Genomic DNA, 17,472 nt, shown 5'->3' with positions numbered 1-17,472 from the left:
ATATTTCGGGACCATCTGTCCCATAGGTGACCTGCCTTGGCCGGTCTTCCCTCTGCGCAAGTCCCGACCTCGTTCTGCAGGCGGGCATACGCGAAATTTCTTTTCGCGTGCAGGCACGGTTTCCGGATCAACCGGCGCGTTGCATCAAAGTCCGCAGCGTACCGTCCAGAACCGACCCAAGGGATACCCGTCTGGATCCGATGGCCGCCTTTGACGAAATCACCGACACCAGTCGCGGCGCATGACCTGCCGTGACTTCGAACACCGGCGAGCCTGAGGCGCCGTAATCAACCCGGCAGGACATCACCAAAGTCTGGTGCTGTTTCGCCAGCACCTGGCATCCACGCTCAAGGTTGGGTCTGGTCGCCCGGGTATGCGAATAGGACAGAACCCCGACCACATCCCCCCGGTCGGCATGCCACGACAGGTCCAGAGGCCGGATTTCGCGGGCACTGATCGGGCTATTGAGCCGCAGCACCGCCAGATCGCTGCCGATCTGCGCCACGCCGCCGTTGCCGGTCCGGTAACCCGGATGCAGAACCGCCTTGGTTACAGTTCGCGACGCCTTCACCCGTTGTCCGTTCAGGCCAGCTTCAAACTTGATTGTCCTGGGGTCTACCCTGCGCCCTGTTGACGGATCGAACAGGCAATGGGCCGCCGTCAGTACGAGGTTATTCGCAATTAGGGATCCGGTGCACATATTGCGCCCGGCAATATTGAGACGGCCTACGGCCTCCCAGCCCGGCATCGAATTGACGCTTGGACGAAGCTCATCGGCTTCGGCGCCGCCGGACAGCCCGAAAGACAGGCAGACCGCCGCTATCGCAGCTCTTAGTCTCATTGTCATCCACTCCACTTTCCACACCTGCATCCTGTTGGAGGCCTGCGGCTGGAATGCGGCTCAATCTTGCGTGGACTGGACGAAATGATGGACAGAATATGACGCGGTAAACAAACCCTTAACCCCCCGGCTTTTCCCTCTTCAGCATGAACAATTCCTTTGGAAAAGCCTAACAAAGCTTGCGGATTGTCCGAAAATTTTAGTCAAACGCCCAAAAAATATGAGTGAATTCTTCGTCTATAGGGCGTGAAATAGGGGGGTGAGGGGAAACTTCTTGTCAATAAAGTCGCGAATCCGGGGGTGAATCGCGGGGAATGTGGCGAATCTTGGCCCGTTTCCACCCCGTATGACGCGCCGGGTTCAGGCGGTCGTGCCACGCCCCCGCCGCATTGCGTTAAGATATCGCAACGTGGACCAGCAGGAGGCGCTGCAGGGAAAAATCAACCGAGGCGAGCACCAGTCTGCGGGTCGAACAGGACCGCCCGCTCCATACTGACGGCAAAGTCCATGGTACCCTCAAGGATCATGGCGTAGCCTGAGGTCCCGCGCGCCAGCACTTCCTTCCCGTTCCAGGTCAGAACACAAAGCGTGTCTGCGCCGGTCGCCTCGGTCACGTCGATCTCGCAGGGCACCACCTGCCCCGAGGCTGCAATGGAGGACTGGGTGATCATCTCGGGGCGCAGCCCCAGAACCAGTTTCTGCCCCATCCGTCCCTCAAGCTGTGCGGCATGGGCGGAAAGGTCCAGGACGACGGTCTGATCCACCCCTTCTGCCCGCACGGTGATTTCCGCCACCGGACCGCGATCCGAAGGCTGCGGCACCACCTCGATGAAGTTCATCGGCGGCGATCCGACCAACCCGGCCACGAACATATTCGCGGGCTGCTCGTAGATTTCCGCAGGGCTGGCCAGTTGCTGTACCTCACCATCCTTAAGAATGGCGATCCGGTCAGCGAGGGTCAGCGCCTCGATCTGGTCGTGGGTAACATAGACCATGGTGGCGTTCAGCCGCTTGTGCAGGCGCTTGATCTCGGTGCGCATCTCAAGCCGCAGTTTGGCATCCAGATTGCTGAGCGGTTCATCAAACAGAAACACCTCGGGATCGCGTACCAGCGCCCGGCCCATGGCGACCCGCTGCCGCTGACCGCCGGACAATTGGCCCGGTTTGCGGTCCAGCAGGTGATCCATCTGCAGCATCTTCGCGACCTCCAACACCCGCTCCTTGCGCTCAGCCTTGGGCATGCCGCGCATCTCAAGGCCAAAGGCGATGTTCTGTGCCACTGTCATGGTCGGGTAAAGCGCGTAGGACTGGAACACCATGGCGATGTCGCGGTCCTTCGGGTGCACATCGTTGACCACGCGCCCGCCGATGCTGATTTCGCCCTCGGTCACGCTTTCCAGCCCGGCGATCATGTTGAGCAGCGTGGATTTCCCGCAGCCCGAGGCACCAAGCAGCACCAGAAACTCTCCATCCTGAAGATCGATCGACACGCCTTTCAGGACTTCGACCGTGCCGTACCGCTTGACCGCGTTGTTGATTGTCAGAGACGCCATGTGACTATCCTCATCCTTTGACCGAGCCAGCGGTAAGTCCGCGCACGAAGTAGCGGCCCGCGACGATATATACGAAAAGCGTGGGAGCTGCGGTGATCAGCGCCGCCGCCATGTCCACATTGTATTGTTTGACCCCAGTAGTGGTGTTCACCAGGTTGTTCAGCGCCACGGTGACGGGCTGTGCGCCGCCGGTGGTAAAGCTGGCCCCGAACAGGAAGTCGTTCCAGATCTGGGTGAATTGCCAGATCACCGAGACCACGATGATCGGCGGTGAAAGCGGCAGAATGATCCGCCAGAAGATGGTGAAGAACCCGGCGCCGTCGATGGTGGCCGCACGCACCAGCTCATCCGGGATGGTGACATAATAATTGCGGAAGAACAGCGTGGTGAAGGCCAGGCCATAGACCGAATGCACCAGGATCAGCCCGTAGACCGTGTTGGTGATGCCAAGCCGTCCCAACGTCTGCGCCATCGGCAGGATCACCACCTGAAACGGCACGAAACAGCCGAACAGGATCAGGGCAAACACCAGATTGGCGCCGCGAAAGCGGAACTTGGTCAGGGCAAATCCGGTCAGCGCCCCCAAGAGGGTCGAAATCGCCACCGCAGGCAGGGCCATCCGCACGGAGTTCCAGAAATAGGGTTCAAGCCCGGTGCATTCTACGCCGATGCAGGCCTCGCTCCAGGCGTGGCGCCAAGCGGTAAAGTTCAACTCGTGCGGCAGGGCCAGCAGTGATCCGCTACGGATCTCTTCCAGCTCTTTCATCGAGGTACCAACCACCACATAGGCAGGCAGCAGAAACCAGACAGCGAACAGGACCAGCACGGCCCAGAGAAGCCCCCGCAGCAGCATCTGCTGGCCGGGCCGCGCCGTGGACAGGCTCAGGTGATCAGACATGTTTCTTGCCTCGCAGCTCGGAGTAGAGATAGGGCACCATGATCGCGGCAACCGTTGCCAGCATCACCATGGCCGAAGCCGCGCCGACCCCGATCTCGTTGCGGCGGAATGTCATTTCGTACATGAAGTTGGCCGGAAGGGTGGAGGCATAGCCCGGCCCGCCCCCGGTCAGCGACACCACCAGATCAAAGCTCTTGATCGCCAGATGCGCCAGGATCACCACCGCGCTCATGAAAACGGGGCGCATCGAGGGCAGGATGATGCGCAGGTAGATCTGCCAGGGTGAGGCGCCATCAAGGCTGGCTGCCTTGATGATGTCCTGATCGACGCTGCGCAGGGCCGACAGGAACAGGGCCATCACGAAACCGGCGCTTTGCCAGACCGCTGCCATCACCAGCGCGTAGACCGCGAGGTTTTCATCGACAATCCAGCCGAACCGGAAACTCTCCCAGCCCCAGCTGCGCACCACGGTCTCCAGACCCAGCGAGGGGTTCATGATCCATTTCCAGGCGGTACCGGTGATGATGAAGGAGATCGCCATCGGATACAGGTAGATCGTACGGATGAACCCTTCGGCGCGGATCTTCTGGTCCAGCAATACCGCCAGAAGGCAGCCGATGACGATGGCCGCGATGATGAAAAGGGCGCCAAAGACGAACAGGTTGTCGATGGCCACCGACCAGCGGTCCATCTGGAACAGCCGTTCGTACTGGCGGACCCCGGTCAGGGTATAATTCGGCAGCATCTTCGATTTGGTCAGCGACATATAGCCGGTCCAGAGGATGAAGCCGTAGACAAAGAACAGGATCGCCGCAAACCCCGGCGCCACAACAATCTGCGGCAAGAGGCGTGCCAAACGGTCCATCACAGTGGCAGAGGGACGGGTCACAACGGAATTCTTTCGCTAGACTGCGGGAGGTGACGCTGCGCGGCCCAGTTTTGTCGGGGCCGCGCAGCAGATCATGCAGCGCAGTGGCTTACATCGCCAGCTTGATGGATTTCACCAGCTTTTCGGTCGCCTCGGTTGAGGACATGTCCGAATTGAAATGCGCGGTCACCACGTCGATGAAGGCACCGCGGATGGCGCCAGCCTGCGCAATTTCATGCGCCATGGACCCCATCAGCGTGCCGCCTTCGGCCGCCGAGACCATGTCATCCATGGATTTGATCGCGCAGGCATCGAATTCGCCGCGCGGTACATCGGTGCGGGCAGGGATCGATCCTTTGTAGAGGTTGAAGGTCTCTTGGAAGTCGGTGCCGAGGATCAGCTCAGCCAGAAGCGCCTGCCCTTCGACGTTGTCATCCCCGCTGACGTTGAACATGGCAAAGCTGTCCGAGTTCAGAAGGTAACCGCCATCGGACGGGGTCGACGCGCAGATGTAATCCTTGCCCGGCTCCAGACCCGCCGCGGCGAATTCGCCCTTGGCCCAGTCGCCCATGATCTGCATCGCAGCCTCGCCGCGCATCACCATGGCTGTCGCTAGGTTCCAGTCGCGGCCCGGGAAATCGGGGTCCACGTAACCGCGCATCTTGCGCATCTGGTCGAACACCTTGACCATCGTGTCCGATCCCAGCGCCTCCATATCGAGATCAACCAGCGCCTTTTGGTAGAAATCAATGCCGCCGACGCCCAGAACCACGGTTTCGAAGACCGTCGCATCCTGCCAGGGTTGACCGCCATGGGCCAGCGGGATGATCCCAGCAGCCTTCAGCTTTTCTGCGGTCTCGTTGAATTCATCCCAGGTGGTGGGCACATCGGCGCCGACCTTGGCCAGAACCTCGGGGTTGGCCCAGATCCAATCGACCCGGTGCACGTTGACCGGCACGGCCACGTACTGGCCATCATATTTGACGATGTTCTGGATGGTTTCGGGCAGCACCTTGTCCCAGTTCTGCGCTTCGGCAACAGCGTTGAGATCGCCAAGCGCGCCTGCCTCAGCCCATTCCTGAATGTTCGGGCCCTTGATCTGCACCGCTGCCGGAGGATCGCCTGCCAGCACGCGGGCGCGCAGCACTGCAGCCTGCGCATCACCGCCACCGCCTGCAACCGGCGCATCCACCCAAGTGCCACCGCGCGCCTTGAAAGCTTCCTGAAGCGCCTGAACCGCCTTTGCCTCACCACCGGATGTCCAGTAATGCAGCACCTCGGCTTTGGGTTCAGCCATCGCGGGCGCGGCAACGGTCACGGCCAGCATCGAAACAGCGCCCAAAAGCGCCTTTGCAACTGTTTTCATAATATCCTCCCAGATCATGCCTGTCTCCTCAGGCACCTGATGGGTCACTCTACCGGACCTTGTGCCCGCGCGGTCCATTCAATTTGTTGCGATTTGTTGCGTTCTTCCACACAGTCAGGACCGATACGATACAAACTGTTACATACCCTTCCGTTGGTCCCGCTATGATGGTGGCTCCGACATGCGACTAAGGATACCCTGCCCCGTGCCCCGCGTGCATATCGTCGAAGATGACAGCGAGATTTCCGATCTTCTGTCCACCTATCTGTCAGGCCGTGGATTCGACTGTCGCGTCTCTGCCTCCGCCGAAGCCGCGCAAGAACTGGCGCCGCAGGAGTTCGACATCTACGTGATCGATGTCATGCTGCCGGGACAGGACGGGCTGTCGCTGTGCCGCTGGCTACGCGAACGATCCGAGGTACCGGTGATCATCCTTTCGGCCATCAAAGGCGACACCGAACGCATCATCGGGCTGGAGCTGGGCGCAGACGACTATCTGGAAAAGCCTTTCAATCCCCGTGAACTTCTGGCGCGGATGAACGCGCTGCTGAGGCGCAGCAAAGGACCCGGCGAGCGTAGCATGCTCACGGGACAGGTGCGGTTTTCCGGCTGGATGCTGGATTGCGCGCGGCAGAAACTGCACAGCCCCGCGGGCATGCTGGTGCCGCTCAGCTCGACCGAGTACCAGCTGATCACGGCGCTGATTTCCGCCCTGCCCGACCCGGTGTCGCGCGATGTGATCGGCCGCGACATCTTTGGTGTCGAGCTAGGCCCCGAGGACCGGCGCGTCGATATCCTGATCAGCCGCTTGCGCAAGAAACTCTCGGCTGCGGCGCCGGACGCGGATTTCATCAAGACCGTGCGCAACCGGGGTTATCAGTTCTCGGCGCCGGTCAGCGGCTGACGGATGCGGCTCCGCTCCCTCCTGATCCAGGGTCTGGGGCAATTGCCCGGATCGCTGGCCCAGCGCCTGCCGCTGTTGGTGGCGCTGTCCTTTGTGGCCGGGATCGTGGTGGCGGGCTGGACCTCTTACCGCATCTTTGACCGCCGCTCTGCGCTGCTGATCGCCGAAACCTCGGGGCCTGCGATGCTGCAGATCCTGCGGCAGGCAAGTGGGCCCAATGGCGCAACGTCGGGCAGGTTGCCGCCCTATGAATGGCAGCGCACGCCCAGCGGCTTTACCGCCGAGGCCGCCCATACGGTGCCTCTGATCCTGATCCTCGACGGTCGCCGCCTGCGTGCCGCAGCTGTGTTCGACACGCCGCCGAAATTGCCGGACATCCTGCGCGCGGCCAGTGAACCGCAATCGCCCGAACGGCGTCTGGGCGACCTCTCGCGCGCGATCACCCGTCAGGACAGCGGCGCCACCCTGTCGCTGTTCCAATCTGACGGGACGGTACTGTCGATTGCCGCCCCCAGCCTTTGGCGTCCGCGTCTGGAAGAAACCAAGGTGGCGCTGATCGGGCTTGCGGGTTTCCTCTTGGGCATGGCCGCCATCATCCCGCTGGCGCTGAACCTTGCGGCGCCCTTCCGGCTTTTGGCCCGGCGCGATCCAGCAAAGCTGCCGCCACTGGCGTCAAGCGAGGCCATTCAGGTACGCGACCGCATTGATCTGCTGAAGGAACGCTTTGCCGAGGAGCAGGCCCAGAAGGTGCGCGGACTGGCGGCGATTTCGCACGATCTGCGCACGCCCGTCACCCGGTTGCGCTTGCGCAGCGAACTCTTGGAGGATGAAGAGCTGCACCAGCGCTTCAGCGCCGATCTGGACGAGATTTCCGGCATTATCGACGGTGCCCTTGATCTGCTGAGCATCCGCCACCAAAGCGAGCAGAGCCACCAGTTCGCGCTCTCCAGCCTTGTCGAAAGCCTGGTGGATGATTACCGCGACACCGGGCGTGCGGTGCGATTTCTAGGTCAGCCTCCCCTACGTCTGCCGGGGGTTCCCACCGTCTTTGGCCGCAGCGCTCCGGTGGACATATACACTGGCGGGCAAAGCCTGATGCAAGGGCAGCCGGACAAGTTGCGCCGCGCGCTCAGCAATCTGATCGACAACGGGCTGACCTATGGCACCGAGGTCTCGGTGTCGATTTCGGGCGCCGGATCCGAGGCGCTTGATGTCATTGTCGAGGACGACGGGCCGGGCATCCCGCCGGACCGGATTGCCGCCATGCTGCGCCCGTTTTCCCGGGGGCATATCGGCGGTGGCGGCGTTGGGCTGGGACTGGCGATTGCCCAGGAAATCGCCGAGCTGCACAATGGGGAGCTCTTCGTCGAGAATACCCGGACCGGGCTAAAGGCAACCCTGCGACTGATGCGGGGACCAGTCCTGCCAGAGTGACATCAGGCGGCTGGCAGGTGTTGCAGGTCCCGCCTCTTCAGAGACTGGCGTGCCAGATCTCCATAACCAGTGCGAACATATCCGCGGCCCTCTTCACCCGTCAGCCCGTGCACGGCGGCCAGTTCAGGGAAGAGATAGAGCAGTTCGCGCAGATCCTCGGCAGAGAGCCCGCGGATCGCTTCGGGGCCAGGCCAGAAGGTTTCAGTCGCGATGCCTTCGGCAAAGATCACCTCGTGCCGCTCGGTCATCAGGTGCACATAGGTGACCGGTCCCGTCACCTCTGAGAGCTGGCCGCAATTCTCGTCGACCTCCGCCAGCAGTTTCGCTGACAGAAAACTTTCGCCAAACGGTGTCTCCCGGTCAAAGGTACGGCGGTTGACCAGCAGGCGGTGTTGCGGCGACAACAGCATCGGCCGCTCTGGCCGCAGCAAGCCATCCGGGCGCAGGCAATAAGGGCGCAGCTCCGGTCGCAGCGCCAGCTCGGCCGGGCTCAACTCGCGTTTGCCGACCCAGATCACCGGCTGAAAACCGTTGTCGGCGGTCTGTAGCAAATCCCCCACCCGGATCCGCCCGGCAGGCACCGCGCCGCGGCTGGTGGCCAGCAGGACCTCTGGCGTGAAACAGGGAATGCCCGCAGACATCAGCTGGGCATGGGATGAGATATCCCCGGGGGCAACGCCGCTCAGCACCAGTTTCTCACCGCCCGGGAAAGACAAAAGCGCGTTGCCGAACCCATCGTCCGTGACGGTGACATCAATCGTGCGGATGGCCCCATCCGGCCCGGTGCCACCGGTCAGCTCAGAGACATCAAGCTGGTCGTTGAAGAACGAGTCGCTGTCATCGTCCCCCATGTCGAAGTCGCCAATGGTATCGACGCCGCCCGAGGTGGTCAGCACCATCTGGTCATAGCCGGCGCCGCTGGTGATGGAATCATCCCCGGCACCCATCTTGATGGTGTCATCGCCCGCGCCGGAATCAATCTTCACGCCGCTGGCATCCGCCGACGCATCAACCACATCGGCCTGATCCGTCAGTGTCAGCGCTTCGATCTCGGAAAAGGTAATCGTGTCGGCGCCGTCGGTAATCGTCCCGGCTTCATTGCCAGTGTAGGTGACCGAAACGCCCGTAGTGACAGCCGACATATCGACTGTGTCGTAGTCAACCCCGGCCTCGCCGCCCGTAAGGGTGTCATTGCCAAAGCCGTCGGACATCTGAAAGACATCCGCATCGGCCTCACCGAACATCAGGTCATCCCCGGCGCCACCTACAAGCAGGTCGTTGTGGTTGCCACCGTACATCGTGTCGTTGCCGTCGCCGCCTTCCAGCGTATCGTTGCCATCGGTTGCAACAATGCTGTCGTTACCAACGCCGCCGACAAGACTGTCATCCCCGGCCGAGTTCTTGAGCGTATCGTCGCCCTCGCCCCCGATCAGCGTGTCATTGCCAAGACCCGTGGTCAGGTAGTCGTTGCCAAGACCGCCTTCGATGTAGTCGTCGCCATCACCACCCGCGATCGTATCCGCGCCATCGCCACCGATCAGCGTGTCGTTGCCGGTGCCGCCATCCATGGAATCGTCACCGGTACCACCGTCGAGGCTGTCGTTGTCATTGCCACCGTAAAGGGTGTCGTTGCCCTCTCCGCCTTCCAAGGTATCGTTGCCATCGGTCGCAACGATGCTGTCGTTGCCAACGCCGCCGACAAGGCTGTCATCCCCGGCCGAGTTCTTAAGCGTGTCATCGCCTTCGCCACCGATCAGCGTGTCATTGCCGATCCCGGTGGTCATGTAATCGTTGCCAAGACCACCTTCGATAAAGTCGTCGCCATCGCCACCGGCCAGCGTATCCGCACCATCCCCGCCAATCAGAGTGTCGTTGCCGATCCCACCTTCCATGAAATCGTTGCCAGCCCCGCCATCCAGGCTGTCATGACCTTCCTCCCCGAACAGGGAGTCATCCCCACCCTGGCCAAGGACCACATCGTTACCATCACCTGCCAGAACCGTGTCATTGCCTTGTTCGATGGTGGTGACGACGGCATCGTCGATCACATCACCCGATAGTGTGAAACCGGCCAGGCCGTCGCGCGTTTGTAGGGTGAACTCGATCGAGGAACGGTCTTCGAATCCGGCCGAGAACCAGGCGTCCTGATCGGTGTAATCGTTCAGCTCAGTCCCGGTCGCAGTGACCATATTTCCATCGATCGAGGTGTTGAGCGAGGAATCCGCCGACACCCCGAAGGAGGTGAAGCTGTTGCCATCAATGATGACCGCCTCTGCATCGCCCGCGTAGCTGTTGTCATCCACATCGTTGAATGTCGCAGTCGAATTCAGGTAGATCGGGTCGCCGGTTACCGGGTCAAAGAATTCCAGGCGGAAGGTTGCCCGGTCCCCCGGCTGATCACCGTCCAGCAAGACCTCTGCGCCCTCTGCATAGCCGAATTCGACCCACATGTTCGGGTTGGATTTCTCGACCAGAACCAACCTGCCCCAGACCGTGCTGCCGTCCTCCAGGGTTGCGATGTCGCTGAAAACGGCGTTGTCGCCAGAAGAACCGGTCCAGCCATCGTGAGACACGCTTTGAAGGTTGCTGAGCTTCAGCTCCAACGGGCTGGCATCGATGCCCTGGTCGAAACCGTCACCCATGTCGCCAAAGATAATATCGTCGCCGCCACCGCCGTCGATGACATCATCACCCTCTTCACCGGCAACCGTATCATCACCGAGATCGGCACTCATCGTGTCATCGCCGGTGGTGCCGCCCATGTGGTCGTTACCCTTACCGCCGGTAAGGGATGCAACGAGGTCGGATAACCAGTCTGGTTCAGCCATGGTGTTTTCTCATTCTCATGCGGTTCGGGTCAGAGGCAGTACAGGAAACGGTTTACAAAGGTCCGCAGTAGCACCAGCGGCAACATCTACAGACATGTCGGTAAAAAAACGTAAATCAGCGCCAAGGTCTTTGTATTCGGCTCAGTATCCATCGGCACTGCGTAGGGGCAGATCCGGCTCATCACAGGTTCTGAGATGCCGCTTGCGGCGCCTCCCCGAAATACACACCCCGACAGCCTGCGCAGCTGCCGGGGTGTCTCGCTTTAACAAGGCTCGCATCGCCAAGCCGACGCTCAGGCCGCTTGCTGTTGCGCGTCCGAAGTGCCTGCGAAACGCTGCAACAGGTCGGTCAGACGCGAGGATTCGCTCTGCATTTTCTGGCTTGCCCCGATCGTTTCGTGGACCATGGCCGCGTTCTGCTGCGTGACCTGATCCAGCTGTGCAACGCCGACGTTGATCTCTTGCAGGCCCGAGGCCTGTTCAGTTGCAGAGGAGGCGATGGAGGACACCAGCTCAGAAACCTCGGTGACGCTCTTGACGATCTCGCTCAGAGTGTCACCGGTTGCCTCTACCAGGCGTTCACCTTCCGCAACCTGTTTGGCGCTGCTGCCGACGAGCTCCTTGATATCATTGGCCGATTTGGCCGCCAGATGGGCCAGACCGCGCACCTCGGAGGCGACAACAGCGAAACCGCGGCCCGCTTCACCCGCCCGCGCAGCCTCGACGCCAGCGTTGAGCGCCAACAGGCTGGTCTGGAAGGCGATATCGTCGATGACGGTGATGATCTTGGTGATGCTTTCCGAGGTTTCCGCGATCGAGCTCATCGCCGCCTTGGCCTCCTGCATGACCTGACCACCGCTTTCGGCGCGGGTGCGCCCGGCCTTGGCCTGCTGATCAGCAGCCTGTGCCTGTTCTGCAGCCGATTGTACGCTGGCCGACAGCTGCTCCAACGCGGCAGCGGATTCTTCCAGAGTAGCGGCTTGGGTTTCGGCACGCTGCGACATTTCATCGGACATCGAGGACAGGCTGCGGGCGTTCTGATCCACAGCGCCGGCACTGATCCGCAATTCCTCGACAAGATCGCCCAGCGCCGAGGCTAGATCGTTGAAGTCGATGCACAGCATTTCATAACTTTCACCCAGATCGACCCAGTCACCAGAGGGAATGCGCTGCTGCATGTCACCCCCCTTCAGTCGCGCCATCGACGAACTGAGGATCTGGAACAATTCCACCCGGCGTGCATTCTCGTGCTGGTTTTTCTGCTCGGTCACCTGCGCTTCGGCAAGCCGGTCACGCAGCCCGGCAAGATTGCGGGCAATCTCCCCGACTTCATCGCCGCGATGGGTATCCGCGATTTCGCTGCTGTAATCCTCGTCCATCAGCCGCTTCACCGCACGAGCGGCTTCGACGATGGGACGACTAAGAAGCACACCGAACACCAGCGCCATGATCAGAGCACCGGCCATGGCGGCAACGCTGATACCGAGCTGCAAAAGCCGACTGCGCTCAATCAGTTGAGTGATTTCGGCTTCGACCGCCTGTGTGCGCTCACCCATCGTGTCTTGCAAGCCATTCACGGTATCACGCAGGAGGGCGATGGCCGGAACGATCTCGGCATAGGCCAGATCCCGCCGTTCTTCGGGTGCAGCCCGTTCAAGAGCCGCGGTCGTTGCGGCAAAGCTGTCCAAGGTCGGCGTCAGAGTCATCACGGTCTTGAAGACATCCGGTTGCCGTGCGCTGGCGATGGAAACATCGACGAAACGACCTTTGGCGGCTTCGACTTCGGCAACGACCTCTTCGATGTTTCCGCGCAGACCGGCCAGACCGGCATTATCGCCGCCGGTATAGGCCAGAAGATCGGCCAGCCCCTGTTCGATATCTTCTTTCATGTCGTCCAGGCTTTTCAGCTGAGCGACCACGAGGCGGGATTGATAGATGCTTTCGGTGAGACGGTTACTTACGAGCCAGGATGTCACGGCAATGGCCGCAAGCATGGCAACAAAGGTGCCGCCCAATAAGAAAACCTGAGTGCGCAGAGAGAAACGGTGCATAGTTACTTACCTATTTGGAGCCTTCACAGAGCGCTCATAGCCGTGCTGTTGCAGGACAACACACGCCCTGGAGATCTTCACGCTAGGTAAAATTAATGTATATCCGGTTACCCCCGCCCCTCTGGAAAGGTGAATCAAAAGGAAAACAGGTTCAATTTTCCGCATTCATTCCGTTTTCTGAGCAACCGGACGCCCCCCCATCAATGGCCAAGAATTTGGTTGAGGAAACCCTGGGTCCGTTGGTGTTGTGGCGCAGAAAAAAACAGCTCTGGCGTGTTTTCTTCGATTATTTTTCCCTCATCCATGAAGATCACCCGATCCGCCACCTGCCGGGCGAATCCCATTTCATGGGTTACGCAAACCATGGTCATTCCGGTTTCTGCCAGCTCGATCATGGTGTCCAGAACTTCCTTAATGACCTCAGGGTCCAAGGCCGACGTCGGCTCGTCAAACAGCATCACGCGGGGCCGCATGCACAGGGCCCGGGCGATGGCCACCCGCTGCTGCTGACCACCGGACAATTGCCCGGGATATTTCTCTGCCTGGTCCTCGATATGCACCTTTGCCAGAAAACTGCGGGCAGTGGCCTCGGCCTCCTCTTGCGACAGGCCCCTCACGGACATTGGCGCCAGAATGCAGTTTTCCAGGATCGTCATATGCGGGAACAGGTTGAAGTGCTGAAAACACATACCAACCTCGGACCGTACCTGCCCGATATTCTTCAAATCCGAGGTCAGCTCGGTGCCATCGACGACAATCTGCCCTTCCTGATGGGCCTCCAGCCGATTGATGCAGCGGATCAGCGTGGATTTACCCGATCCTGATGGCCCAGCGATGACGATCCGCTCACCCTTTTTCACCGTCAGGTCGATCCCCCGTAACACGTGAAAGTCGCCATACCATTTGTTGAGACCGGAAATCTGGATCACGGCCTCTTCGCGCGCCTCAGTCTGTGCCGGATTGGTCAGTGTCGGATTGGTCATGTTCTGCCCCTGAAAAGCCTTTGAAGTACGGCGCGCGCTTAAGCGCCAGTAGTTCATTCTGTGTCCGCCTCACGGCCCGATACCCGCAGGTAGCTGTCCTCCCCGGCCAGCACGAAACGCATCAGCAAGAGCTCCACATCCGCGCTCCTGCGGCTCTTGAAAGTCTCCAGCATGCGGCGGTGAAAGGCGACCAGTACCCGGTGCGCCTGGGTGTCGCGCAGGGTTGCCATGCGGACCGCCTGTATCTGCACCATGTAGCGCTGGATCGTGTCGCGCAGCTCGGCATTCGGAACCGCCATGACCCAGGTCCGCCGGATATCCTCGGAGGCACGGTAGAGCGCCTCTATGTCTCCTGTCTCAAGCGTGCTTTCAGACAGGGTAACGGCCTGCTGCATCCGCTCGAAATCATCAGCCGTCAGCTCATGCGTGGCGAGTGCGGCAGCCCGGGGCTCCAACAGGCGTCGCAATTCAAAGATTTCCAGAATCTGTCGCGGCTCCAGCGTTGGCAGGGTGAAGCCCCGGGTGGTGCTTGCCAGATAGCCCTCGTGCGTCAACCGCATCAGGGCATCGCGCACCGGCATCCGCGACACCTCGAACTCCGCTGCAATGGCGGTATCCACCAGACGGTCATCGGGGGTCAGCTCACCGCGCTGAATGCGCCCCAGATAGGCATCATAGATCACATCCTTCATGTGCCGCTTGGGTGTATCCGACATGTGAGCCCCTACTTTCGTATACAGAAACAACAAACTAATCCCTTTATACACAGCCATATAAGGCCTGAAAAGGTTTATACTTAAAATAAAAGCTTGAAGCCGTATACTGATTCTGACTACCGTAGACGATAAGCGCGGAGCCCAATCAACCGCGCAGCTTGCTTCAACAAGGGGGGTTTCCCATGACTTTCAAAACTCGAATGCTTACCGGACTGGCCGCAGCGGCCTTGGTCGCGGTATCCGGCCTTGCGGCAACCGCGCAGGAGACGCTCAAGATCGGCTCTTACCCGGCCAACCCGCCTTGGGAGTACAAGAACGAAGACGGCAAGTTCGAAGGCTTCGAGGTCGACATCATCAACGAAATCGCCTCTCGCATCGGCGCCGAAGCCGAGATCAGCGGTCTCGACTTCCGGGCGCTTTTCGTCGCTACCGCATCGCGCCGGGTGGATGCGGTGATTTCCTCGCTCACCATCACCAACGAACGGCTTGAGGCGCAATCCTTTACCCAGCCTTATTTTTCCGGCGCCCTGGGTGTGGGGACCAAGGACGGCGCAGGCATCGCCAGCGTTGCGGACCTTGGCGGCAAGCGGGTCGGTTCCATCGCGACCTCCTTCCCTGAAAACTGGCTGAAAGAGCGTGAAGGTGAAATCGGCTATGCGTCCTATTCCAGCTACGACAGCACCGCCAACATGCTGACGGATCTGCGCAGCGGTCGTATCGACGCGGCCGTCAATGACATCGTCGGCCTGCGCTATGCCTTCAATCAGGAACACATGACCGGCCTGTCCATTGCGGCCGAGATCCCGACCGGCGACAAATTCGCCATCATGATGCCCAAGGGATCGGAACGCCTTGAGGCCTTCAACGACGCGATTTCAGAGATGAAGACCGATGGCACCATGGCGAAGCTTTACGAGAAATGGTTCCACGTTGCGCCCAAGGCCGACAGCCTGACCGTGACGCCGCTACCGGTCCCGACCTCGGCAGACTAAACGTTGGGCGCAGCGGGGGATGGGATCGACCACCCTCGCTGCGCCTGCCGGGCCAACCCTTTGGCCCAACGTCCTACAGACAGCAGAGTATCACATGGAAATTTTCGATATCTTCTTCAATCTGGACGTGATGCAGCGCGCCTTTCCCATCCTGATGCGCGGCCTGCTGAATACGCTGCTTCTGGGCGCCTCCGCGATCGTGGTGGGGGGCAGCCTCGGCGTGCTGATCTGTCTGGTCCGGCTTTATGCCGCGAAACCCTTCCGGCTGCTGGCCACCTTTTACATTGATCTTCTGCGCGCGATCCCCGTGCTGGTGGTACTGATCCTCGTCTATTACGCCCTGCCCTTTGCCGGGATCGTCTTTTCTTCTTTCGTCGCGGCCACCATCGCCCTGTCACTGGTGCTGGCCGCCTATACCGCCGAGGTGGTGCGCGCGGGCATCGAAGCGGTACCAAAGGGCCAGTTCGAAGCCTCCGAGGCGCTTGGCCTTTCGTTTCTCACCACCATGCGCAAGGTCGTGCTGCCGCAGGCCTTTCGCATGATGATCCCGCCGCTGGCGTCTTATTGTGTTGCGATCATCAAGGACACCTCGCTGGCCTCGGTGGTGGCGATGGATGACCTGCTGAAACAGGCAACCGATGCGCAGGCGCTGTTTGCCAACCCGACCCCGCTATTGCTGGCTGCGGCCATCTATGCCGCTTTCCTGTGGCCCCTGGTCCGCTTCACCAGCTGGCTCGAACAGCACTATAAACGTGGCTACCGCTGATCCCCGGCTGAGCCATCCCAATCCCGGCGCCCCCGGCGCCCAATCCCATTCCACGGAGAAGACCATGTCCGCAGTTTCCGGCGGCGGCGACGCCTACCTGTTGTATCATTCCATCGGCCATTACCCCGAAAAAGAGGCCGACCTGTCCCGCGGGTTGACTGATTTTGCCCAAACCTGGGCCGCCTTCGACGACGGACAATGGGGCAAGATCCTGCACAAGCGCCAGCAGTTCATCGACCTTTGGGAACAACTGATCAAGGCGCCGCAAGGCACCCTTACCACGGCCGAGAACGTGACCGCCGCACTGATGTCGGTGATCGGTGCCCTGCCTGCCGAAACACTGAGAGGCAAAAAGGTCCTGGTGGCCGAGGACGGCTTTCCGTCGCTGCATTTCCTGCTCAGCGGTCTTTCGGAGCGTTACGAGTTCGACCTGCAGACCGTTGCCATGCGGCAAGGCGCCCATTGGGTCGAGGATGACGATATTCTGGCCGAATGGGACGAAAACGTCGGTCTGGCCCTGCTCACCTGGATCAGTTCCACCAGTTCACACCGCAGCGACATTGAACGTCTGGCTGCCCATGGCCGCAAGATGGGTAGCCTGATCGGCGTCGACATCACCCAAGGCGCCGGATTGCTGCCTTATGACGTGGCCAAACCCAAGGCCGATTTCGTGATTTCCACCAGCCTCAAATGGCTCTGTGGCACGCCGGGCGCCGGTATTATCTACGTGGATGAAGGTCTACTGCCGCAGTGTGAGCCAGACCTGCGTGGATGGTTTTCTCAGGACAACCCGTTCTCCTGGGCGCTGGATGCCTTTTCCTTTGCCCCGGATGCGCGCCGGTTCGACAACGGCACCCCCTCCTGCCTGCCTGCGGTCGCCAGCCTGCCCGCGCTGCAATGGCGGATGCAGCAGGACGATGCCGCGTTCGTGGCACATAACCGCACCCTGTCGCAGCAGCTGTGCGACGGGCTCACCTCTCTTGGCTTAAGGCTGGCCAGCCCGCTGGATCCTGACAAGCGTGGCGGCAGCCTGATGGTTTCCCTGCCGCAGGACACCCCGGCGCCGGAGGTGCTGGAACAGCTACGCGCCCAGCAGATCTATATGGATGCACGCGGTCAGATCCTGCGCATGTCCCCGGGAACCATCACCACCGAAGCAGGCGTTTCGCGTGCCCTGCAAGCGCTTGGCAGCCTGTTGGCAAAGGCCGCCTGACACCACACACGCCTCACCGCCGCCGTGTCCACGGGCGCGGCGACGGCCCTGGTCGGCCC

14 protein-coding genes are annotated in these 17,472 nt (G+C 60.8%); 5 read left to right on the top strand and 9 right to left on the bottom strand.

The window, feature by feature from the left end; translation table 11 throughout:
- Positions 1-127 precede the first annotated feature (127 nt).
- From JL2886_RS15545 to JL2886_RS15525, 5 genes are all read right to left on the bottom strand, one after another.
- Complete coding sequence (locus tag JL2886_RS15545; protein WP_082996173.1) at positions 128-841, bottom strand: trypsin-like serine peptidase; 714 nt, start codon at positions 839-841, stop codon at positions 128-130.
- 440 nt (positions 842-1,281) lie between these two features.
- Positions 1,282-2,394, bottom strand: a complete 1,113-nt coding sequence (locus JL2886_RS15540; protein WP_065272828.1) for an ABC transporter ATP-binding protein — start codon at positions 2,392-2,394, stop codon at positions 1,282-1,284.
- A gap of 10 nt (positions 2,395-2,404) precedes the next feature.
- Complete coding sequence (locus tag JL2886_RS15535; protein ID WP_065272827.1) at positions 2,405-3,292, bottom strand: carbohydrate ABC transporter permease; 888 nt, start codon at positions 3,290-3,292, stop codon at positions 2,405-2,407.
- A complete protein-coding gene (locus tag JL2886_RS15530) occupies positions 3,285-4,157 on the bottom strand; it encodes a carbohydrate ABC transporter permease (protein ID WP_065272826.1) in 873 nt (290 codons plus the stop codon). The genes JL2886_RS15535 and JL2886_RS15530 overlap by 8 nt, the downstream gene beginning before the upstream one ends.
- A gap of 112 nt (positions 4,158-4,269) precedes the next feature.
- A complete protein-coding gene (locus tag JL2886_RS15525) occupies positions 4,270-5,526 on the bottom strand; it encodes an ABC transporter substrate-binding protein (RefSeq protein WP_065273755.1) in 1,257 nt (418 codons plus the stop codon).
- Positions 5,527-5,731: 205 nt separating this feature from the next.
- On the opposite strand from JL2886_RS15525, the gene JL2886_RS15520 reads away from it, so the two are divergent.
- Together JL2886_RS15520 and JL2886_RS15515 are read left to right on the top strand one after the other, a co-directional pair.
- Positions 5,732-6,430, top strand: coding sequence for a response regulator transcription factor (locus JL2886_RS15520; protein ID WP_165832690.1), 699 nt, complete (start codon positions 5,732-5,734; stop codon positions 6,428-6,430).
- A 3-nt stretch (positions 6,431-6,433) separates the two neighbouring features.
- Positions 6,434-7,864, top strand: a complete 1,431-nt coding sequence (locus JL2886_RS15515) for a sensor histidine kinase (protein WP_065272824.1) — start codon at positions 6,434-6,436, stop codon at positions 7,862-7,864.
- A gap of 2 nt (positions 7,865-7,866) precedes the next feature.
- Here JL2886_RS15515 and JL2886_RS15510 read toward each other — a convergent pair whose 3' ends face one another.
- The 4 genes from JL2886_RS15510 to JL2886_RS15495 all read right to left on the bottom strand — a co-directional run bounded on the left by JL2886_RS15510 (position 7,867) and on the right by JL2886_RS15495 (position 14,442).
- On the bottom strand, positions 7,867-10,692 hold the full coding sequence (locus JL2886_RS15510; protein WP_065272823.1) for a Hint domain-containing protein: 2,826 nt from the start codon (positions 10,690-10,692) through the stop codon (positions 7,867-7,869).
- 293 nt (positions 10,693-10,985) lie between these two features.
- Positions 10,986-12,743: a methyl-accepting chemotaxis protein gene (locus JL2886_RS15505; protein WP_065272822.1), complete on the bottom strand. Its 1,758-nt coding sequence runs from the start codon at positions 12,741-12,743 to the stop codon at positions 10,986-10,988.
- 200 nt (positions 12,744-12,943) lie between these two features.
- Entirely contained in the window at positions 12,944-13,726 is a 783-nt protein-coding gene (locus JL2886_RS15500; protein ID WP_065272821.1) for an amino acid ABC transporter ATP-binding protein, read from the bottom strand.
- Positions 13,727-13,779: 53 nt separating this feature from the next.
- Positions 13,780-14,442, bottom strand: a complete 663-nt coding sequence (locus tag JL2886_RS15495) for a GntR family transcriptional regulator (protein ID WP_065272820.1) — start codon at positions 14,440-14,442, stop codon at positions 13,780-13,782.
- A 182-nt stretch (positions 14,443-14,624) separates the two neighbouring features.
- Between JL2886_RS15495 and JL2886_RS15490 the strand changes: the two genes are divergently transcribed.
- The 3 genes from JL2886_RS15490 to JL2886_RS15480 all read left to right on the top strand — a co-directional run bounded on the left by JL2886_RS15490 (position 14,625) and on the right by JL2886_RS15480 (position 17,413).
- A complete protein-coding gene (locus tag JL2886_RS15490) occupies positions 14,625-15,434 on the top strand; it encodes an ABC transporter substrate-binding protein (RefSeq protein ID WP_065272819.1) in 810 nt (269 codons plus the stop codon).
- 94 nt (positions 15,435-15,528) lie between these two features.
- Positions 15,529-16,200, top strand: coding sequence for an amino acid ABC transporter permease (locus JL2886_RS15485; protein ID WP_065272818.1), 672 nt, complete (start codon positions 15,529-15,531; stop codon positions 16,198-16,200).
- Positions 16,201-16,264: 64 nt separating this feature from the next.
- Positions 16,265-17,413 carry an aminotransferase class V-fold PLP-dependent enzyme gene (locus JL2886_RS15480; RefSeq protein ID WP_065272817.1) on the top strand — a complete coding sequence of 383 codons (1,149 nt, stop codon included), beginning with the start codon at positions 16,265-16,267 and terminating at the stop codon, positions 17,411-17,413.
- The last annotated feature ends 59 nt before the right edge of the window (positions 17,414-17,472 follow it).

It is taken from the genome of Phaeobacter gallaeciensis, assembly GCF_001678945.1.
GTDB lineage: Bacteria > Pseudomonadota > Alphaproteobacteria > Rhodobacterales > Rhodobacteraceae > Phycobacter > Phycobacter gallaeciensis_A.
This window is presented reverse-complemented; position numbering and strand designations above follow the sequence as displayed.